Source organism: Nostoc foliaceum FACHB-393 (assembly GCF_014698505.1).
Taxonomy (GTDB): domain Bacteria; phylum Cyanobacteriota; class Cyanobacteriia; order Cyanobacteriales; family Nostocaceae; genus Nostoc; species Nostoc foliaceum_A.
This window is the reverse complement of record NZ_JACJTD010000003.1, coordinates 1-22,558: the sequence shown is the minus strand read 5'-3', so window position 1 is coordinate 22,558 and position 22,558 is coordinate 1. Positions and strand designations below refer to the sequence as shown.

Below are 22,558 nucleotides of genomic sequence, written 5' to 3'. Positions count from 1 at the left end.
TGTTTAACAACTTCGACTCAAGATTAATTGCCCATTGGGTAATCGATACAATCCTTGTGGTTCAATAATCGGGTCGCCTTTTTTCCAAGGACGGGATGTCGTTTCCACACCTCTAACCTCACCAGTTGTGTAGGTAGAAACCAAAACCCCAGGACGATTAGTGGTTATTGCACCAGAACCTGTAATGGTAAAAGAGTTTTCTTGTCGCTTGATACCGCGTGAAATGCAGCTATTGGCAATAAGTGCGTTGGTGTCGATGACTGGAGGTAATTCGGTGAAGCTGTTTTGAATGGAACTGGTGTCGGGTGCGTTAATGTTGATTACACCTGAAACGCCTTGTTCCGAACTGGCTGTAATATCACTTTTTTCAGTTGGTTTTGTCTGCGACTCAATACCAAAGATACCTTGGGAGTTAATTTCGACGTTTCCACCTGTTCCCGTAAAGGCGTTAGCACTGATATCGCTGTTTTCGTCGGGAATTGCAACGATAAATTTGGAGTTGATATTGATGTCACCGCCATCGCCGCCTAGTTTTTCTGTCCCTGCGTTGGTAGAGATTTGAGCGCCACGACGAAGTAAAAGTAAATCGCTGTTGACATTGATGTTACCACCGTTACCAGATGCAGATTCGGCGTTGAGTTTGCCTTGGTTGTTTAAGGTAATTTCAGGTGAGTTGATTTCTATATCGCCTGTGATTCCTGAACCTGTGGAACTGACAAATAAGCCACTGTTAGCACCGATATTTGCTACTCTGCCACCAGGAAATTTAGTACTTCTGTCATTGTAATTAGAGTCAATACCGCTAATTATTAGCTTATCGTCAGCGTTGACAGTAATTTTACCTGCACGTCCATTGCTTGAGGTAGTGGTGGTGAGTTGACCGCCGTTGAGTGCTTCAAAGACATTTGCATTTACCGTAACATCGCCACCATTTTGATTATTTCTGGTGCGTGCATCTAGTAAAGCGCCCTCGGATACACGAAAGATATTAGTGTTTACGGTGATATTGCCGCCTTTGCCTGTGGAAGTGGAATTAGTAAATGTAAATAAAGCAGTAGAAACTCCGTTTTCTTGACTAGTTCCAGAAACGGTTACGGCATCTTTTGCATTGACGCGAATATTTCCCGCATTTCCCTGTCCATAAGTTGGGGTAATAAGTTGAGAGCCATCAGTGAGTGAGAGTGAAGTAGCATTGATGTCAATGTTGCCACCCTGACCTACACCTCCCACTTCTACCGTGCTGAAGATGTTCCCACCTGTAAGGGAAACAAAATCTGATGCGCGCACTGTTACATTTCCTGCATTCCCCTGCCCAAAAGTTGAGGTAGTAAGTTCAGCGCCATCTCGTACTGAGAAAGAACCAGAATCGATGAAAATGTTACCTCCATTACCTACTGTTCCTGTGTCCACAAAACTGCGAATTCCACTAGTAAAACCGTTTTTTTTCCCAGAAATATCAATAGCACCAGTTACGTTAATATTGACATTACCTGCATCTCCTTGTCCTGCTGCTTGGGTAGCAGATGCTCTACGAGTGATGGTTTGTAGTTGAGAGCCATCAGTGAGTGAGAGTGAAGTAGCATTGATGTCAATGTTGCCACCCTGACCTACACCTCCCACTTCTACCGTGCTGAAGATGTTCCCACCTGTAAGGGAAACAAAATCTGATGCGCGCACTGTTACATTTCCTGCATTCCCCTGCCCAAAAGTTGAGGTAGTAAGTTCAGCGCCATCTCGTAATAAGAAAGAATCAGAATCGATAGTAATGTTACCTGCATTACCTACTGCCCTAGTGTTAACCGAACTGCGAATTCCAGCCATAAAACCGTTTTTCTCCCCAGCAATATCAACAGCACCTGTCACCTGAAGATTGACATTACCTGCATCTCCCCGTCCAGAAGTTGAGGCAGTAAGTTCAGCGCCATCTTGTAATGAGAAAGAACCAGAATCAATAGTAATGTTACCTCCATTACCTACTGCTCTAGTGTTAACAGAACTGCGAATTCCACTGGCAAAACCGTTTTTCTCCCCAGCAATATCAACAGCACCTGTCACCTGAAGATTGACATTACCTGCATCTCCCCGTCCAGAAGTTGAGGTGGCAAGTGTAGCACCATTCGTAAGTGAAAGTGAAGTAGCATTGATGTCAATATTGCCACCATTACCCTCACCTTGATTTGGGACATTAGTTATCACACCACTAAAGAGTCCATTACTACCAACCCCATCTAAGGTGACAGTATCACGAGCATTAATAGTGATGTTGCCTGCATTCCCTTTAGCAAAAGTGCTAGAAACGATTACTCCGCCATTGCGTGCCGTTAAAGAGTTGGTTGTTATCTGGATATCTCCTCCCTTGCCGATACCTCCGCTATTCAGATAACTAATAACACCACTGGGAATTTCATTCTCAGCTACACCATCCAAAATAACAGCATCACGGGCATTGATAGTGATATTTCCTGCATTTCTCAGCGCAGAAGAGAATAAATTGCCCCCATTTGTCAATGACAGCGTTCCAGTGTTTACCTGAATTTCCCCGCCATTACCGCTTTCTGTTGCGAAGGAATTTACACCACTGGAAAGTCCGTTACTACCGATACCATCAACAATCACTGTATCACTTGTATCAAGAAAGATACTGCCAGCGTTACCTTGCCCAGCACTAAACACATTAAGTTGACCACCATTGGTTAAAAATAACGCTCTAGCGTTGATGCGGATATCGCCACCTTTAGCGTAGGCGTAGCCCGCCGTAGGCATCGTGTTAGAGAAAGCTATACTATTGGCGCTGCTATAATAGCCATCTCTCCCGACACCATCAAAAGTAACTGTATCGCGGGCATTAATAGTGATATTACCTGCATTTCCCTGCCCATAAGTACCGCTATCGATAAAAGCGCCATTAGTAAATGCAAGTGACCCCGTTGTAATTTGAATGTCTCCAGCATTGCCAACTGCTCTAGGAGAAACATTACTGTCAGCAAAAGCATCTCTATCAAAGCTGATAATGTCGCGGGCATCAATTATGATGTTGCCTGCATCTCCTTTGCCCAAGGTGCCGCTAGTGATAAAAGCCCTATTAGTAACTGCAAGTGACCCAGTTGTTAACTGAATGTCTCCCCCATTACCTACACCTGAAGGGTTGACAGAACTAGTTATGCGGCTAAATATATTACTAACGTTACCAAACCCATCTAGAGAAATTGTTTCGCGGGCGTTGATAGCAATATTACCTCCGTTACCTTGTCCGAAAATTGTGGTATTGATTTCCGAAGCTTCTGTTAGCGAGAGGGAACCAGTTTGAATTTCAATGCTACCGCCATTACCCACAGCGCCTTGTTCAACAGAATTTTTAATATCAGCACCACCTGTAAGTGAAACGCCATCCTTTGCTTGGATTAAAACACTACCAGCATTACCTTGACCATAAGTGCTAGCGTTTAATGTACTGTTATTGACTAAGTTTAGTGACCCCGTAGTGATGTTAATATCACCAGATTTACCAAAAGCTCTTTCTTCTATCACATTAGCAATAAAGCTCAGTTCAGTTAGAGTTGTTGTTCCTGTAGCATTAATTACAACATCTCCACCTTGACTGTTTGGCGTTCCCAAACCTATATCTATCCCTGCTCTGAGTTTGCTTTGCCCTGTCAAATTCACATTTCGCGCATGAATCTTGATGTTACCGCCATCTGCACCCCGGACGTTGACTTCTGCGCTATTGCTCAAAGAGACATCTGCACGTTCCACATCATCGGGTATCACTAAATTAGCCGAATTGTTATCTGTAATATTCAGTCCAACTGTTCCTGGTGCAGCTAAAGCTGCCAATTCAATATTCCCACCGTAAGCCCGAATTGCTCCACCATCAAGGTTAATATTTCCACCAACCAGCAATAAGTTCTGACCATCTGCTACTCTTAAGCCTGTGACATTTTGACCAGAGGGATTAATACCTGCTGGTGCTTGAGATTGATTGGTGATTCCCCCCTGATTTAGTTGGTTAAACAGCAACGCTGAAGGATTGATGGTTAATAAGGGTGGTGCTTGGGGATTGGTTGCACTAAAATTTCCCTGATTTCCAAACTGCACTCCATTGGCTGTTGTCCCGACAAAACTTCCTTGCACATCTAACTGTGCATTCTCTCCAAACAAAATCCCATTGGGATTAATCAAAAACAAATTTGCTGCACCATCAACTCCCAAAGTCCCGAAAATATTCGATGCATTCCCACCTGTTACCCGCGTTAATATATTTTCTACTCCAGTTGGGTTGGCAAAATATACCCGTTGCCCATTTTCGATATTAAACTCGCTGAAACTATGAAAAAGATTGCCACCACGTGTTGCACCACCGTCAATTTTATCGCCCAGTGCGCCATTAACTAACACATTTGGATCGAGTTGAGAAGCTTCTGTACCCAGGGTGTTATCGGGTGTGATTTGTGCCTGGACTGACGAGGAAAAGCTGAATGCAGTTATTAGGCATAAAGAAATAATACTTTTAATACTAGCTTTTTGGGGATGATGTGCTTGATTCATAAGTAGTTTACCTTGGAGAAATTCAAAGACAATCCACAATATTGCTGATATGAATATTTTTTCTGTTATAAGGAGTCGAGTTTACAACATCATTTAATAATATCAGCAGAGGGCTTTGTTATATACATTCCACAATATTCAATTTGCTGAACGAATTAATAGCAATAGTAGCTTGGATTTTGCGATCGCTCGGCTCAATAAAGGCTTGATATTGTTGGGTTTTGTTGTGATGCTAGTTTTTTGAGACGCGATAAATCGCCGTCTCTACAAGTGTTTTGGTCTTATCTGAACTGTATTGGCTACAGTGTCGGTCTGATTGCTGTTTGAGATAAATTGCAGAAAACTGCACACTTTTGAAAACTTCAGTTTTTTCTGCCGATTTCTGGTAATTTAAACAATAAAAGCTAAATACCTATTTTTTCTATGTCTATAAATATGAAAACCAAACATAAATATCTCAAAACATTACTCTCTGCGCGTTGCTGGATGCAAATCTTGCTTAAGGTCGGAAACCTCTGCAAGAGGCTAATTTATTTCTCTACTCAGCAACGCCAAAAACCAAACCGACATCACAGATTTATTCAAGTATTATTTTTGGCAACATTACTAACATGTCTTGCATTTGGACAAGTCGTATCTGCACAAACTCCAAATGTCACTGCACTAGTTGAGCAAGGTATTAAAGACTATAATGCCGGAAATTTCTTTAATGCGATAAAAAATTGGCAAGAGGCACTAAATCAAGATAATAATAATCCGTCAGTTGCGGCGGTTATAAATGAGAATTTGGCGCGTGCTTACCAACAAGTAGGAGAAAATAAAGCAGCAATTACATCCCTATCAGCAGCAATTCGTGACTATGGGAGGGTGGAAAATATCCAGCAAGTGGGACGCATGAAGTCAGAACTTGCCCAAGTTTACAGCAATTTGGGACAACCCCGCAAAGCGATCGCACTGTTGTGTGGTCAACTAGTAGAGAAGCCGAAAAGCTACGAAAATCAACCAAGTCAGGAAATAAAATGCACTCCAGAAAGTGCTGCACAAATCGCCACCAAATATAACGATAAACGCGGTCAGGTTGCGGCTTTGGGTATTCTCGGTGAAGCATATCGCTTAATCGGAAGTTACGACCAAGCAATTCAGTATTTAGATGCAGCACAACAAGTTGCACCAGAATATAAATTTTTGGTATTTAATAGTTTGGGCAATGCTTACAAAAGTCGCGGTCAATTGCGAGAGTTACAAGCTGATTCTGCCAATAAGACTGGTATTTTTAGTAAAGAACAAGAATTTAGTAAACAATCTGTAGAAGACTACGACAAAGCTTATCAATATTTTCAGGATAGTATAAAGTTCGCCCGCAATGAAAAACAACCTTTAGCAGAGATGCGGGGATTATTAAATTTAATTCAGTTGGGTTCCCAGACAAATAAGAGCAAATTGATTAATGATGAGGAGTTTAACACAACCGTTAACAATGCTTTAAAAGTTCTCGAAGTTTTGCCCGATTCAGCAACAAAAGTCTATGGGGCAATTGATTTAGCATACTTGCAGCCCGATGCTAAAGGAACTTCGCCCTTTACCGACTGTGCAAATCAGCCAGTTTTATCTAATAACGAAGCATTAAAGTTACTCGAAAACTCAGTATTAACAAGTAAAAAATTACAAGATTATCGCCTAATTTCTTATTCTAATGGTGCTTTGGGTCATTTCTGGGAATGTAGCCCAGATAATGAAAAAGCATTAAAGAATGAAAAAGCATTAAAATATACCCAAGCTGCGATCGTTGCAGCAGACAACAAGTTGAGTGCAAAAGATAGCTTGTATTTGTGGGAGTGGCAAGCCGGACGCATTTTAGATAAAGAGAAGCGAAAAGAAGAAGCGATCGCATCTTATCAACGAGCATTTGATACCCTGGAAGATATCCGCAGCGATATTTTGACCGCCGAACGCGATGTACAGTTTGACTTCCGCGATGTTGTGCGACCATTGTACCGGACATTGGCACAGTCGCGGCTTGATTTGCTAGGAGTTGGGGCAATTGCCGATGAACGACGCGCCAATGAATTATCGGCAGTAGTTAAAACCATCGATGCTTTGAAATTAGCAGAATTACAGAATTATTTTGGTAATGATTGCATTTTAAGTGCCTTGAATCCCAAATCGGTGGGCGAACTCCTTAAGGATAATAGTGTAGCGTTTCAGAATACTGGGTTTTTGAGTTCCATAATTTTAAAAGACAAAACCGGAATATTATTGCAGTTACCCAATCAGGCAACTAAATTTAAGTGGATTGAAGACCCCAATCAAGAAGGTACAAACAAAATAGTTAGCAGTGACAAGCTACAGAAAAAAATTGCCGAGTTTCGCACAGGATTAATTAAAGGCAAAGAAGAATTTAGCTACGATACAACAACTGCGGCACAGCTTTATGATTGGATAATTCGCCCAATGCTATCGGATATCAAACCGGAGAAAGTTAAAACCCTGGTATTTATTCAGGATGGGTTTTTGCGTAGCGTTCCAATGGCAGCACTTTATGACAATCAACAACAGAAATATTTAGTTGAAACCTACGCAGTTGCTACAACCCCCAGTTTACGACTTACCACACCCAAAGCACGCGATGGCAGTACACAAAAGGCGTTAATTTTGGGTTTAACGGAAAAAGCCACAATCGACGGGAAGACTTTTGATCAACTTTTTGCTGTTCCCGATGAAGTTAGTGCAGTTCAAAGTATATTCCCCAATCATACCCCCCTCATCGATAAAGACTTTTTCCCCGAAAGTTTTCAGCAAACACTTGACAAAAGCACATATCCCATTGTTCACATAGCTAGCCATGCTCAATTTGGGATCATTCCTGAAGACACCTTTATTGTCACAGGCAAAAACCAAAAACTTACCATCAGCCAATTAGAAAACTCACTGCGAAACCTCAACAGCAAATCAGATAGCGTCGAACTACTCACCTTGACTGCATGTGAAACCGCAGTTGGCGACGACCGTGCCACACTAGGATTAGCTGGAGTTGCATTGCAAGTTGGGGTTAAAAGTGCGATCGCATCTTTGTGGAGTGTCACAGATGAATCAACATCCGAACTAGTCAAAACATTTTACACCAACTACCACAACGCAGGCATGAGTATTGCAGAAGCATTGCAACAAGCTCAAATTAGAATGATTCATGCTAATAAATTACCGCAAGCTGAAGGTATAAATCCCCGCTATGGCAATCCTGCGTATTGGGCACCAATGATTGCGATCGGTAATTGGCTTTGATGCTAATTCGTAGTTCGTAATTAATAGGGCTACCCCTTTCAAGGCGGAGAAATTTGGAACGAAGATAGGTTATTTCAAACTTCAAAAAGCCCAAAATCAAGATGTAGAGACGCGATTTATCGCGTCTTGAAAGACCAATAATCTACGCCAATAACCCTTATCCCAAGCGTATTGCTATATAAAATAAATCGGTTTGTGTGTACACCCCAGCAAAAAATTACGAATTACGAATTATTCTGACATTCTCGACTGAGTACCAAGCGTCCATCAGCAAGTCGATAAAGACCTTGTGGTTCAACTATTGCATCGCCTTTTTTCCAAGTCCGCGAAATTGGTTCAACATTACGCACCTCACCAGTGGAATAGATTGAAATTAATCCATTTCCCGGACTATTACGTAAAGCGCCAGAACCAGTAATGAAGAATGTACCCTCTTGCTTGGAACTGCGTGAAACGCAACTATTGGCGATGAGTGCATTAGTATCAATGACGTTTGGAAATGCTCCAGTAAAGCTGTTTTGAATGGAAGTGGTATCGGGTGCGTTAATATCGGTTATACCTGAAACGCCTAATTCGGAACTTGCAGTAATATCGCTTTTTTCGGTTGGCTGTGGACGCGACTCAATACCGAAGATACCTTGCGAATTTATTTGAACTCTTCCACCAGAACCAGTGTATGCGTTAGCCCTAATGTCGGAGTTTTCTTCAGGGATGGCAACGATAAATTTAGAGTTAATATCAATGTTCCCGCCATCACCGCCGGCTTGTGCCCTACCTGCGGTAGTTGAAATGAAAGCGCCATTGCGCAACAGGAATAAATCAGTGATATTGAGGTTGATGTCACCACCATTACCTGCGTTCGTTGAAGAAGCGATCGCACTGAGTTTACCAGTAATTTTCAGAACATTAGCATTAATTTTAATATTTCCAGCGTCACCCGTGCCGAGGCTGCCAGAGATAATTTGAGCATCATCACGTATATCAAGATTATTGGCAGTAATATCTATATCACCACCTTTACCATTAGCCTCTTCGTAAACTGATGATGTTATACCAGTGAATAACCCACCGTTTGAACCAATCAGGCTAATGTTATCAGCTTGTACAGTTAAATTACCCGCATTTCCATTTCCGAAAGTTGCTGATGATATCCCCGATTCTTCTTGGACATTTAATAGTTGAGTTTGGATGCGGATATTGCCTGCATTGCCTTTAGCTTTATCGTCAACCTGAGTGATGATAACACTACTTCGACGTAAATCAATTTGCTCGGCATTAATCCCAATATTTCCCGCATTACCTTGATTGAATGTGCCGGCAGAAATTGCCCCGCCATTGCTGAGGTTTAAGCGTTCTGTTGTCACGTCAATACTGCCCCCAGAACCAATTCCTCCCGTTTGCACGTCGGCAAATAAACCTGATGGTGCAAATGAACCATCTAGTCGTTCTCCACCAACCCCAGTAATATTAATAGAATCAGTGGCACGAACCACCAAATTACCCCCTTGTCCTCGTCCCGCTAACACTGAGGTTGATATGTTTCCACCATTACTCAACCGCAGCCGTTCTGTATCAATAGTTATCGTGCCACCCCGCACATCGGCATTACTTCCACTCGCATCCGAGGTTATGTCACTCATATCAGAAATACCCCCGAACCGAGACAGAATTTCTTGTATTAGAGGATCAGACAAAAATTCTTCCGCAGCAGCTTGATTTAGTCCAGCCAAAAACTGTTCTTTAGGTACGAAAACAAACCCATCCAATTCTACATCTTTGGCGCGGATGGTAATATTCCCGGCATTACCACTGCTCCTAGTAGATGAGGTGTTTATATGTCCTCCTTGAGTTAGGGAGAGTTGAGGCGTTTCTATCGTTACATTGCCACCATTTCCTGAGCCAGTATAAGTATTGCTTGATATATAGCTGTTGCCGCTAATTCTTACATATTCACTAGCTTTAATCAAAATGTTAGCCGCATTTGCGCTGCTATAAGTATTCGTTCTGATATCACTCCCATCTTTGAGATTGAGTCGCTGGGTTTCAATGGTGATATCCCCTGCTGTTGCTTGAGTTGTACTTCCGAGTGGAGGAAAAATAAGTGTATATATATTACTTTGAGTCACTTCAACCGCATTCCGAGCCTGGATGGAAATAGAACCGACACTTCCCCCATTAGATGCAAGTGCTGTTACTCCCCCCCCTAAGAAATTATTTTGAACTCGCAAAGTGCCCGTTTCAATTTGTATATTTCCTGTTGAACCAGAGCCACGGCCGAATAGCCCTAAAGAGCCGTTATCAGTGATATTGACGGCATCTGTAGCTCGGATAGTCAAGTTTCCTCCATTACCTGCACCGTTATTGTAAACCTGGATAAAGCCACCATTGATGTTAACCGACTCCGTAGCATTGAAAGTATGATTTCCCCCAGTACCTTTATCATTGCTAACTGTCAAGATAGCACTGCTATTTTCTGTTCCATCTCCGGTAATTGTGATTTTCCCGGCATTGACAGTAATATTACCACCCGCACCCGTAGCATAGTTGTTGGAAGAAATAAAACTGCTGCTAGCGAGAGTTACTGCATCGCTGGCTTGAATTTGAATATCACCACCCTTCGTTGCACCAGAAGTAGCGCTCACAATGCTAGAGTCATTGTCTAAATTCAATTGAGTCGCATCAACAACAATTGAGCCGCCATTGTTACCGTAAATAAACACATCGTTTAACCCAATCTCCCCCCCAAATAGTTCAATTGCACTATTACCACTCGCAACGATGAAGCTACCATTCGTTAAGTTGATGGGTGCGCGTCCGACATTTTCTGGTAAATTAAAACCCAATGAGGAGCCATTAACATTCAACCCAACGGTTGTATCTCCACTGACTGCTGTCAATTTCACTTGTCCATTTTGAGTAAACAGAAAACTACCATCCAAGTTGATTTCACCGCCCATAAATGCTAGAGCGCTACCAATACCAACACTTAACCTACGAACTGCTTGACTAGTAATACTTCCAGGTTGCGAACCAAACTGCAAGCCAACTGGTACATTGATAGCCAACAAAGGTGGTGCTTGGGGATTTGTGGCGCTAAATTCTACTCCATTAGGAAAGACTAAACTATTTGCTGTCGTCCCCAGAAACGATCCCTGGATATCTAACTGGGCATTTTGACCAAACAAAATGCCATTAGGATTGAGCAAAGTCAAATTTGCATCACCTAATACCCCCAAATTCCCGAAAATATTCGATGAGTTACCGCCAGTAACGCGAGAAAAGATATTTGTTATTCCTTCTGGATTGGCAAAATAAACGCCTCGGTCAACACCAACGTTAAAATCTTGAAAACTGTGGAATAGGTTAGTACCACGAGCCGCACCGCCATCGATAATGTCATTATTTTGATTAAAAGGAATGACTTGCGATCGCTCACTTCCCAAGCTGTTATCGGGAGTTAACTGAGCAAAAGCAGGATGAATAGAAACTGTAATTGCTCCCATGCATCCCAGCCATCCCGTGACAGCAAACCGCCAAATTTTCACCATATTCTGCCTATTATTTCTATAGCGGTTCTTTTAATACAGACCTAACCCCCAGCCCCTTCCCTACCTCTCCCTAACCCTCTCCTACGAGGCTACGGTGTACACACATCTCTGTACAAAACCAAAATCGTTGTAGATCCTCCTAAATCCTCCTTAAAAAGGAGGACTTTGAATCTATTCCCCCCTTAAAAAAGGGGGGTTAGGGGGGATCAAAACGTTGTAGGGCTAGGTTATTAGACTTGTGTGTACACCGTAGCCTTTTAGCACAGAGGTTAAAATGAGTTACATCGAAATGAAAACTGCTATATTCTTTCGCTGGCAATTTTCTGGAGGTATTCGATTCTTTGCTGAATATTTTTTTTATCTACGTTGTTACCCGTCAGCATTTCAAACTGTGCAAGTTCTTTAACTAAAGTCGCCCCCGTTTGCCCCAGTTTACCATTATCGGTTGCTTTCAACGCTTCTTCGAGTGCTTCATACCACAAATCATTTTCAGCATAATAATTTACGCTTTCAGGAATGCTAGTAAATTGTTTTTTAGCAAGTGATTGAGGAGGGATGACGGTAAATTCTGCACGTCTAACAATCGGGTCGTTTCCGCAGTCAATTGCAATTTGCCATAAATATGTTTTACCCACTGTGAGTTCGGGGTAATCGAGGGGAAGTTCTAGCTTGTTAATCCCGACTCTTGTGGGTATTTCTTTAACTGTGCCAATTTGTTTAGGGGTGTTGGTTGAATCAAATTCAGCCAATCGGAATCGCACATTTTGGGAACTTGACATATACCAAGCTAACATTGGACGGGTGGAAGTGGTTTTACCGATAAATGTCTGAGGTGCAAGCTGTGTCACAGGGATACCGCCGTTACTTGGACATCCACGAGAACCACCCGCACGGGAATGTCCGCTAGCTGGTTTGCGATCACGTGGTTTAAACTGGGCAAATGCTGGGACTGTAGTCATGAGAAAAACCGCTCCCATAACCAAACTTGTAAGTCTGCACTGATTTCGCCAAAATGCAAAATGTTGATGATTCATGATGATGTTGTTGATTGTATAGTTATCTAAAACTTTTAAAAGTCTTACTTTTTGCACTTTTGCATGAAACGAATCATCAATAAAAATCTCAAAGCCGAAATTATTTCATGGGTTTCCAACTAAGCTCGCATATAGTCCCGCAAGGGGAAACTGATTCGCGGCGAAACTCTCCTCCTAATTGTTTTGCAAGGATTTTAAAATATTTTGTACCTTTGTTTTCTAGCTTTGATTTAATTCCTGAACCATTATCTTTGACCCACAAGTTGTATTTACTTGCACTATAAACACCTGATGCTTGAATGCGCTTGACTCCTTGAGCATGTTTACCAACGTTACATAAAGCTTCTTCCAAAAACAGACATATTCCGCGTTTCTCTTCTATACTTAAGTATTTATCATCAATTGGGTCAAAATTGCGAATTTTTACTTTTATTGTTTTAAAATGTTCAAAATCTTTACGTTCTAACGTACTGGAATAAACTTCATATAATAAATCGTGAAGTGGTCGGTTCAATTCGAGTATTAATCCGCTACCTAAACGCAAACTCTCTTCTGTGGTTAATGCTTCGAGTTTGAGAAATTCGCCAATCTCCCGAATTTCCCGATCCAGCTTTTCAAATTGCCCAACTAGTTGTTCGTAGGGGATATCTTGAGCACGCATGTGCTTTAATCCATAGGCAAGAGTTTGCAAAGGGCCATTATGAATTACGGTAAAAGTGTTTTGAATCGTACTTTGACGTTCGTTAATTTGCGATCGCAAGAATTTATCATGCTGGTAAAATGCAAAAGCACTCAAACCTACCCCATTCACGGCTAATATCAGAAAACTAGGTGCTACAGGAATCCATAGACCCCACACCCACAGCATCATATACCCGCAGCTAAACAGACAAAATATTGCTACACCTACACTAAGTAAATTTCTCCACACAGATTGGGTCAGCCGTCCGATAATAATCGGCAAAAAACCCCAAAGAAATATCCATGTGTACTCTCCAAACTCTCCCCAACTGTGCAACATCGTGCGACTATCTATTACACTACTAAGAATTTGACTGATGACATGAGCGTGGTAGTCAATGCCATAAATTTGACCGCTTAATTTTAAATTAGGCAAAGCAGAAGTATAAAAAATATCACCTGCACTCATGTTGCGGTTGCCAACTAATACAATGCGATCACGCAGCAATTTTGCATCAACTTTCTGACTGAGAATATCGCGCAGCGACACAACATTAAAAGGTCGCTCACTGTTGCGGAAGTTCATTAAAATTGGCAATCCCCCATCATCAACCTTAACGTATCCACCAAAATTCTCGGTAATTCGGGGTAATTCAATCCCACGAACCATTATTGTATAAGGGTCATTTTTTCCCGTTTCTAACTCAATTTTTTGCGTCTTTAAATACTTAGTAACTAACTGGAGCGCTAAAGAATATTTATCTTCATTGATATTGTTACTCTTATTCCGTTTTTTTGTATACAACAAATAGCGTCGATTTTTGCTATCCTCATCATTAAATAAATCAACAAATCCAACTCGTTCAGTTGGCAAGCTCTGGGGTGGTGAAGTTTCTCCGGGTGGGAAAATTTTTTCAATACCGATAATATTAGAATTTGCTCGTAATATCTGCGCCAGTTTTTCCCCACCAGGTTCTACAGGAACATTTTTGAAGATATCCAACCCAATAGCTAGCGGTTTATAAGTTTCTAACTTAGTGAGTAACTCTGCAATCTTCTCATCTGGAATTGGATATTGCTTAACCCATTCAATATCCTTTTCGTCGATACCGACAATTACTACACGTTCATCAGGTTTTTCTACCGGACGCAGACGTAACATCGTATCGAGAAGCATCCATTCCCAAGATTGCATTCCTCCAGCTATTCGGATCAACATCACCAACAGCAGTACTGTGATCCCTGGACGTGCAGCCAGCGACCATAACCCGAATTCTTTCCAAATGCGATTCCAGATTCTCCTTTTCATCTAGCTTCCCGATTAATTTTTTGCGGATTAATCAATTAAGCCTTCTTCACGGGAACGAATTTCGGTGAGGATTCGCATATTCTTACCACTTTGCCTACAGTCTTCAGGATACACCCCCAAAACATCCTGAATCTTCGTCCAGTAAGTGCGTACTGCACGTTCTGATTTATACATTCTTTCAGCGATCGCTTTATCTGTCAAACTCTCTTCAAAAGCTAACCGCAACACATCCAACCATTCGGGTTTGAGTTCGATTCCCGTTTTAATATCTTTGGTGTGAGTTGCACCCTGAAGGGCCAAATTAACCCGCATCAGCATTTCATTTTCGGGTAATCCTTTATCTGCGATCGCAAACCCACCTTGATGATTATCAATCTCGTGTTTGATTCGGATCAAGGCCTTGACATAACTAGTTTGCACCATGAAATTCTGATGGGGATATTCTTTGAGCAAAGTTTGTAACAGCTTAATTCCGGTATCAATTTCTGCTGTCTCCCCTTGGCGATCGGGAATTGATAAATCCATCATAATCAGGTCAAACTGGTAACATTGAACGTGAGAAAGTGTATCTTTTCCCGTCTGAGCTTTAATGATAGAAGCTTCGGGATACTCACGATTTAAGACATCGAGGGTACCAGTCAAAATTAATTGATGGTCATCGACAACAAGAATACCCAGCTTTTTTTCCACTGGTAAATACCCATAAACTTGATGTTCTTTCAAACTTATCCTTACCATATTTTCACCTAAATTCATCTAAATTATAAGTTTGTTTAAGCTTTACTGAAAAATCCCTAACTCTACGGTGTTTGTTTTGAGGCTTATCAGTTGAAGTATCTGCCTATTTTAATTGGAGATGAATTTTAGACCTATGCAGAAAAGTGCAAATCTAGTAGCTTGCTTCCGGTTCGCCATAGGGAAGGGTACTGCGGGTGCGGGGCGTAGCCATCGTCAAAAAATAGTAGTTTCCCAAATAGATTCCGAGGCAATTCTGAATTTACGTTTGATTTTTACTTTGATTGATTGGATCTATGCGTTGTTCATTGTTTGACAATCGTTTCATCATTTGTATTAAAGCTAACTGCATTTCTGGTGTAAATTCCAAGGTGCCAGAACGCATATGTAAATCTAACTGAGCAAAAGGAATTTCAATTTGTCTTTGTTGTAATACTTCGTAAATTTTGTAGTATAAATCACTCTTGAGCAAGAATTGTTTATTAGGTTCCGCAGTCCATACCAATAACTCAAAATTTAAGGTGTTGTTACCAAACTCTTTGAACAGCACTAAAGGAGAAGGAACCTGCAATACATTGGGATGCTTAGACGCTACCTCTAAAAGAGCAGCTTGCACCGCGTTCGGATCTGAACTATAAGCAACGCCCACGGGGAGATGAAGGCGAGAAATCGGGTTGCGGTGGCTCCAGTTGATTACTTCTTTTTCCAAAAAACGAGAGTTGGGTACAATGATTGAAACGTGGTCAAGAGTACGAATCTCGGTACTTCTTGCGCCCATTCGCTCGACAATACCTGTATATTCCCCAACTTCCACAAAATCTCCAACCTGAATCGGACGCTCAAATACTAATACTAAACCACTGCCAAAATTCTTAGCAATATCCTGTAAGCCAAAGCCAATTCCAACGCTTAAAGCACTTGCTAAAATTGTCAAAGAGCTAATGTCAAGCCCCCAGATTTGTAGCAGTACCAATGTGCCAATAAAAATTACACCATATTTGAAAAGTATTACAATCGCTTCTTGAGCGCCACGATTTATTCTAGTAAAATATAGAATGCGAGAACGTAAAAAATTGGTTAGAGTTCCAGCAAAGATAACTAAGCCGAACAACAAACCAATCAAAATTATTAGTTCAGTAATAGAATAAGGATTTTTACCTAATGTCAGAAGAGGTGAGGTGAAACTAGTAATCAGAATATTTGAAATTTGGTAGCTCCATTGACGAGTGAAAGGAAAGAGATTAGTGATATAAAGAACAGCACTTACCCAAAGTCCGAGACGTATACTTGCTAAGACTAATTTTAAAAATAATTCTAATACTTTAAGTGGTTCAGAATTAGGTATGGCGTTGGTAGTAGTTAAGCGTTGTGATGCTACTCGGAAAAAGTGATGCTTAATCCATCCCAATAGCCAACTAAATCCGGCAGTTATGAATAAAATTGCTACTGCGACAAAAGTTGTTTGTTGGAGATACGTTCTAGTTCGTTCTAAGTGGGCTTGCTGTAACTCCTCTTCAAGTTGCTGCGCCCACATCGTTGCCTGCTCATCAACTGTGCTACCTGGAACAGAATCTTGTTCTGTAACAGTTAACAGATAGCGGTCATTCAGCAAAATAGTAGGTAGCTGGTTGCGCTTTTCAATTTTAACTTGAATAGATTCAGAAGTTTGAATCACATTTTTTAGTTGTAAATTGATTAAATTTGCCCGATCTTGAGCGCTATACTGACCAGAATTGCTGATTTGAAAAAGCTTTTGCCCATCCAAAATAACCGGAGCTTTAGTTAATGTTTGAGCAAAGACAGGAGTTAACCAGAGAAGTAAAACAAAAGTTAGTACTGCAATGATAATATAGAAATATTTTGATGGCAGTCGCAAACGGGGAGAATAAAGCATAAAGATTCTCATCAGATAATTTTACTCAAGCTAATTCAGAATCCAGACTACTAAATATAGCGGTTCTTGTTTGCATGAGATTTAAATACTTGACTTTTCAGAGTATCTGGAAAACCTCACTTCTATTTCTCTCTCCTAAAAGGAGAGAGACTTTGAATTTTCCCCTTCCCTCTCCTTGTAGGAGAGGGAAGGGAAGGGGGTTAGGTTTTCGTGGGCTTTTCCACATGATGTGAAAATTCAGATCAAATATGAGGTGAGGTTCAGACTGGATTGCACGCACTGAAGTGAAAACGGCATTTATTGAGGGTGCAAAAACGCCTTTTATTCATGCCCAATTCTGCCTCCTGAATTCTTTCTTATAAAGTTAAAAAAGACAGGCTTGTTGCCTGTCTCTTAAGTAATGATTTAGCAGAGAATTTAGAAATTCATCTCAGCAGCTTGGACTTTTTCAACCTGCTTCTTCTTCAGCACCAGCATAACTTGAGCCAACATCACAAGAGCGATGAACGCAATCATCCATTTGACTCTAGAAGCGTCTTGCAGTACGATTTCTGCATCTGTTTGACCGAATCCACCGACATTCGGGTTGCTGGTTAAAGCATCACCAGTCTTAACTGCTTGCCCTTCGGAAACAACCAATTCTGGCCCTAAAGGAATCGTATCAACGACAACATCACCAGATTCAGGTTGGATGTTGACTAGATATTTCACATTACCGTCACCATCTTCTTCTTTGGCAATCTTGGTAATTGTGCCAGTAGCGGAAGCATTGTAAACAGCGTTGTTGCTCTTTTCGCCAGTGGGGTAAACTTGTCCGCGTCCCCGATTACCACCTACGTGAACTGAATATTTACCGAAGTGGATGTTTTTGTCGGTTGCGGGGTTAGGAGAAAGAACTGGGAAGACGATTTCCTGATACTGTTCACCTGGTAAGGGGCCGACGATGACGACGTTTTCTTTGTCTTCGCTGTAGGGTTGGAAGGGAGTGTCGCCAACTTCTTCTTTAAGTTCTTCAGAAATCCGGTCTTCAGGAGCAATCTTAAAGCCTTCAGGTAACATCAGCACAGCGCCGACGTTCAAGCCAACCTTAGAACCATCGGCACCAACTTGCTGGGCGCTGATATCGTAGGGGATTTTCACCACAGCTTTGAATACAGTGTCAGGTAGTACCGATTGGGGAACTTCCACTTCTGTAGGCTTGGCCGCTAGGTGACAGTTGGCACAAACAATCCGCCCGGTTGGTTCGCGGGGGGTTTCGGGATAGGTTTGCTGTGCCCAAAATGGATAGGCGGCAGCAGATTGGGGAAGGGCTAGATCGCTGGTAAAGTAAAATGTCACGGTAGCGATCGCTATGAGCAATGTTTTTACAATCGCTCTAGCACTGCGAGTTAACCTCGCTGTTATGAAAACATTTCTCATCTCTAATAAGGGCAACGATTGAATTAGTCATTAGTCATTGGTCATTGGTCATTAGTCATTAGTCATTAAGCCCTGAACAAAGGACGAATGACTAAAGACTAAGGACAAAATTATTAACTCCACCAAGGTGCATCACCGGTGCGGAAGTCGGTTTCAGTCCAAGGGGTCAAAACAATTTTGTCGTCGTTTACTTTGGTATGAGCCAAAGCCAAAGACAGAGGTGCTGGGCCGCGAACAACCTTACCAGTTTCGTCATACTGGGAACCATGACAAGGACATTTAAATTTGTTCTCAGCAACGTTCCAGGGGACGACACAACCTAAGTGGGTGCAGATGGCATTAATGCCATAATCTTTGATCGCTTCTTTGCTATCTACCACAATATACGTGGGATCTCCCTTTAGTCCTTGGACTAGGTTGCGATCGCCTGCATTCCGGTTTTCTAGAAATTTAGCGACGCTAACATCGTTACCTAGCTCGTCTTTTGCCGTTGTACCGCCACCAGCACCACCAGCTGCGGGTGGAATAAAGTACTTGACAACGGGATACAATGCACCCAGAGCCACTCCAGTGACAGTCCCAAAAGTGAGCAGATTCATGAACTGACGACGCCCCATATCGGGCACGTCTGCTGATTCAGAAAATTGAGCCATAATCTACGCGCTCTTTGTGTATTTTGTTAAGCATTTTGACAAAAGTACTTGTACTTGAGGAACTCTTGTCTAAGTCGAAATGCTAGCGCTCACAACGATGCCATACTTCTTTGTTTCAAGATATGTTTAGCATCTTTTCTGTTAGCATTACATTTCTTTATATCCTTATCATACTGGAGTCACGGAACTTAACATCATAACTAAATGTAAAATCTGATTGAGAAAAGCTATGACAGGACAGGAATTACGTCAGATGTTGCTTGATAAGTGGGGATACTCTTACGATGTCCAGTTCCGGCGGGCACAGGGAAAGATATTTTTGCAAGTAATGTGGAAATACTTGGAGCAAGCTTCTTTTCCCTTGAGCGAGGCGGAGTACCAGGAGCATCTTGATAGCATTGCTAATTATCTTCATGCCTTGGGTGGGTCAACACAAGTACAAACTTTTATTGCCCAAACACGCGATCGCCCCCGGCTCGGCAAAGCTGTTAGCATTCCTTTAGATTTGGGTGAACGCTCTTCGGAATGGATCTTATGACCCGCTATGACATTAAAATGAATAAATTTTTCAGTAATTACAGATTTTTTCTCCAAAAGTACCATAACATGCTATAGAATTCTTTTGCCCACCGCTACATCTCTATCTGGCTGAATTAATACAACTTCTCCACCGTCTAAAACTACTCCTAATACTAAAACTTCCGAGATAAAATCGGATATTTGACGGGGTGGAAAGTTAGTAACAGCTAATATTAATCTGTTGATTAATTCCTCTTGCTCATAAAGTTTAGTAATTTGGGCACTAGATTTTTTAATGCCCAAATCACCAAAATCTATCCACAATTTATAAGCTGGTTTTTTAGCTTTAGGAAACTCTTCAACCTTAATGACTTTGCCAACATGAATCTCAACTTTTTCAAAGTCATCATAACTAACTTGTCTCATTTAGTTTCAAGATGAGATTTTTTAATTTTGAATTGGAGAAATGCGACGATCATTTACCTGTGAGCTTCACTAGTCCAACACCACCGAAATAAAGCCCTAAAACTGCCCCAGCTAAAAGACTTTGAGTCAAGGGGTCAGTGGAAGGTGTAAGGACGGCTCCTAAAACCACTGCTCCCATAATCACGTAACGCCAACCAGAAACCATCTGTTCAGACGAGACAATGTTTAAATTACCGAGCAACAGTTGGATGATGGGGATTTGAAATGCTAAACCAGTGCTGAATAACAGTAGCAGCACAAATTCAAAATACTTATCAATTGACCAAAGTTGTTCGACTACATCTGCTCCGTAGCTAATGAAAAATTTCAACGCTGCGGGGATAAGGAGTAAATAGGCAAATACCAACCCCGCCCCAAACAGCACACTCGAACCCAAAACCACAGGCCCCAGTAAACGGCGTTCACGGCGAGTCAGTCCTGGAAGTACAAACTGGATAATTTGGTAAAGAATAAAAGGACTAGTTAGTACAAAGCCAGTGTAGGCTGCAACTTTGAGGGAGACAAAGAAATATTCTCCGGGTGCAAGTTGGAGAAATTTTACTCCTTGTGCTGGAACCTCAAGTAGCTGGACAATCGGCTTAACGGCAAAGAAACAACCAATAATACCCACCGCTACGGCAATCAGCGAATAGAAAATGCGCTGCCGCAACTCTTCTAGGTGGTCGAAAAGGGACATTTCGACTTCACCTGGCAACTCATCAAGAGGATCGGTGTCTGAGTTGCCATATCCTTCGGGGTCGATGTTGGGAACGTTTACAGTATCTACGTCTTGTGAAGGCGTCATGAGTCAGCTAGTAGGCAACATTTGTTAACTATTTTATCCGGGGAATGGAGCTAGCAAGATATGTTTTTGGGTGCTGTGGGTTTTTTGTCCTGTTTTTTCGGGTTGCATTTGCATAAATTAGTAGTAAGCCATCTTGTAGGCAATTCTTAACCTAAAAAAAAGAGTGGAACCGATAATTTAGAAATCATGTCTCTGCGGCTAGTAGCGCTGAGTAAATTGACACAACATCAACATCTAATACTCAGTTTTGAAAATCCGGTTCATCAAGGTGGCATCTATACATAGCGCAATCGGAAATTTTTAGCTGAGGTTTTATGAATCGGACAATTTGCATTGGACTGATGGCATTGCCTGTTTATTTATACAATGCTCAACTAGGCAATACTTATAGTAGTGGCGTGTCAATTGTCGAAAACCAGCTTCCCATAATAACTGCTCTAATTGTTTACAAAACAAATACTCTGTCACACAAATTTCCGTGGCAAATATCGGCTAGAGATGACCAAACCGAAGATTGCCTTCGCGCTGGTACTTGCAGAGATTGATACTAATTCGTAATTCGTAATTACAGTAATTCCATCATAATACGGAGAGAGTTAATGGTAGTAGGGAATCAACGTATAGTAGTGGTTACAGGAGCATCAACAGGAATTGGTCAAGCATGTGCTTTGCTTTTAGACCAGTTGGGCTTCTCTGTTTTTGCGGGCGTGCGTCAAGATATTGATGCTCAAACACTTAAACAGAAAGGATCACAAAGGCTCGTTCCGATTTTTTTAGATGTTACTGATGCTGATTCGATCGCATCTGCCGTTGATAAGGTAACAAATGCAGTCGGCGGGGCTGGAATTTTAGGTTTAGTGAATAATGCCGGAATTGCTATCCCAGGCCCCTTAGAATTATTAGCGATCGCAGAATTTCAACACCAGATGCAGGTTAATGTCACTGGACAATTAGCAGTGACACAAGCATTTCTTGGTCTATTACGCCAAAGTCGGGGTCGAATTGTCAATATGGGTTCCATTGCTGGTAGAAGTCCTACGCCATTCCTGGGCGCTTACAATGCATCAAAATTTGCCTTGGAAGCACTCACTGATGTAATGCGCATGGAGTTACGACCTTGGGGAATCTCGGTTTCAATTATTGAACCTGGTTCGATCGCTACCCCAATCTGGGAAAAGTCCCTAAGTCAATCTGAAATAGCACAGCACGATTTACCCCAAACGGCACACAATCTCTACGGACAGGCGATGAATATTGTCCGCAAGAAAATGCAGATTATCGCATCTAAGGGAATTTCTGCGGATATTGTCGCTCAGGCTGTTGTCCATGCGCTTACTGCAAAGCAGCCAAAGACACGCTATCTTGTTGGACAAGATGCCAAAATCGGAGCTATCCTGAAGCATATTTTGCCCGATAAGCTGCACGACCGTATAATTTTATACTCAATGGGTTTGTAGATTACTTCTTCTTTTCTTGGAAAACTCCTACCTAGAAATATACCTCATTGCGTTACTCCTCACAGTGGGCATTCCCAGCCAGAGGCTATTGGTGACAACTTAAGAAAAAGGTAAGCTTGTCAACAGGTGCATCAAGGGAAAAAACGATGGGAAATCCAAGAGTCGGAAACCCAGATCACAAGCGGGATAGAAACATGCCAGCGCCAGAAAAC

General features: G+C 41.7%; 15 protein-coding genes. 5 read left to right on the top strand and 10 right to left on the bottom strand.

Annotated features, from left to right (window positions below):
- Nucleotides 1–3 precede the first annotated feature (3 nt).
- On the bottom strand, nt 4–4,545 hold the full coding sequence (locus H6G92_RS03465; RefSeq protein WP_190890808.1) for a beta strand repeat-containing protein: 4,542 nt from the start codon (nt 4,543–4,545) through the stop codon (nt 4–6).
- A gap of 115 nt (nt 4,546–4,660) precedes the next feature.
- On the opposite strand from H6G92_RS03465, the gene H6G92_RS40165 reads away from it, so the two are divergent.
- Nucleotides 4,661–4,789 carry a hypothetical protein gene (locus tag H6G92_RS40165; protein WP_277926719.1) on the top strand — a complete coding sequence of 43 codons (129 nt, stop codon included), beginning with the start codon at nt 4,661–4,663 and terminating at the stop codon, nt 4,787–4,789.
- 191 nt (nt 4,790–4,980) lie between these two features.
- On the top strand, nt 4,981–7,827 hold the full coding sequence (locus H6G92_RS03460) for a CHAT domain-containing protein (protein ID WP_190890806.1): 2,847 nt from the start codon (nt 4,981–4,983) through the stop codon (nt 7,825–7,827).
- Between the two features lie 224 nt (nt 7,828–8,051).
- Here the strand turns inward: H6G92_RS03460 and H6G92_RS03455 are convergent, their stop codons facing one another.
- From H6G92_RS03455 to petC, 7 genes are all read right to left on the bottom strand, one after another.
- Nucleotides 8,052–11,375, bottom strand: a complete 3,324-nt coding sequence (locus H6G92_RS03455; RefSeq protein WP_199344678.1) for a two-partner secretion domain-containing protein — start codon at nt 11,373–11,375, stop codon at nt 8,052–8,054.
- Between the two features lie 299 nt (nt 11,376–11,674).
- Complete coding sequence (locus H6G92_RS03450) at nt 11,675–12,334, bottom strand: DUF928 domain-containing protein (RefSeq protein WP_242059039.1); 660 nt, start codon at nt 12,332–12,334, stop codon at nt 11,675–11,677.
- A gap of 175 nt (nt 12,335–12,509) precedes the next feature.
- The gene (locus H6G92_RS03445) at nt 12,510–14,399 is read right to left on the bottom strand and encodes a sensor histidine kinase (protein ID WP_190890802.1); all 1,890 of its coding nucleotides are present in this window, start codon (nt 14,397–14,399) and stop codon (nt 12,510–12,512) included.
- Nucleotides 14,400–14,426: 27 nt separating this feature from the next.
- Nucleotides 14,427–15,137, bottom strand: a complete 711-nt coding sequence (locus tag H6G92_RS03440) for a response regulator transcription factor (protein WP_190890800.1) — start codon at nt 15,135–15,137, stop codon at nt 14,427–14,429.
- 259 nt (nt 15,138–15,396) lie between these two features.
- Entirely contained in the window at nt 15,397–17,028 is a 1,632-nt protein-coding gene (locus H6G92_RS03435) for a mechanosensitive ion channel family protein (RefSeq protein WP_190890798.1), read from the bottom strand.
- Nucleotides 17,029–17,445: 417 nt separating this feature from the next.
- On the bottom strand, nt 17,446–18,447 hold the full coding sequence (gene petA, locus H6G92_RS03430; RefSeq protein ID WP_190890796.1) for a cytochrome f: 1,002 nt from the start codon (nt 18,445–18,447) through the stop codon (nt 17,446–17,448).
- 113 nt (nt 18,448–18,560) lie between these two features.
- Nucleotides 18,561–19,100 (bottom strand): cytochrome b6-f complex iron-sulfur subunit, encoded by a 540-nt coding sequence (petC, locus tag H6G92_RS03425; protein ID WP_190890793.1) that lies wholly within the window; start codon nt 19,098–19,100, stop codon nt 18,561–18,563.
- Nucleotides 19,101–19,329: 229 nt separating this feature from the next.
- Here petC and H6G92_RS03420 point away from each other — a divergent pair, with 229 nt between their 5' ends.
- Nucleotides 19,330–19,638 (top strand): DUF3067 family protein, encoded by a 309-nt coding sequence (locus H6G92_RS03420; RefSeq protein ID WP_012406962.1) that lies wholly within the window; start codon nt 19,330–19,332, stop codon nt 19,636–19,638.
- 71 nt (nt 19,639–19,709) lie between these two features.
- On the opposite strand, the gene H6G92_RS03415 is transcribed toward H6G92_RS03420, so the two are convergent.
- Together H6G92_RS03415 and tatC are read right to left on the bottom strand one after the other, a co-directional pair.
- Complete coding sequence (locus H6G92_RS03415) at nt 19,710–20,045, bottom strand: tRNA-binding protein (protein WP_190890791.1); 336 nt, start codon at nt 20,043–20,045, stop codon at nt 19,710–19,712.
- 49 nt (nt 20,046–20,094) lie between these two features.
- The gene (gene tatC, locus H6G92_RS03410) at nt 20,095–20,889 is read right to left on the bottom strand and encodes a twin-arginine translocase subunit TatC (protein ID WP_190890788.1); all 795 of its coding nucleotides are present in this window, start codon (nt 20,887–20,889) and stop codon (nt 20,095–20,097) included.
- 314 nt (nt 20,890–21,203) lie between these two features.
- On the opposite strand from tatC, the gene H6G92_RS03405 reads away from it, so the two are divergent.
- Nucleotides 21,204–21,434, top strand: coding sequence for a hypothetical protein (locus tag H6G92_RS03405; protein ID WP_190890786.1), 231 nt, complete (start codon nt 21,204–21,206; stop codon nt 21,432–21,434).
- Between the two features lie 54 nt (nt 21,435–21,488).
- The gene (locus H6G92_RS03400) at nt 21,489–22,346 is read left to right on the top strand and encodes an SDR family NAD(P)-dependent oxidoreductase (protein ID WP_190890784.1); all 858 of its coding nucleotides are present in this window, start codon (nt 21,489–21,491) and stop codon (nt 22,344–22,346) included.
- Nucleotides 22,347–22,558 lie beyond the last annotated feature (212 nt).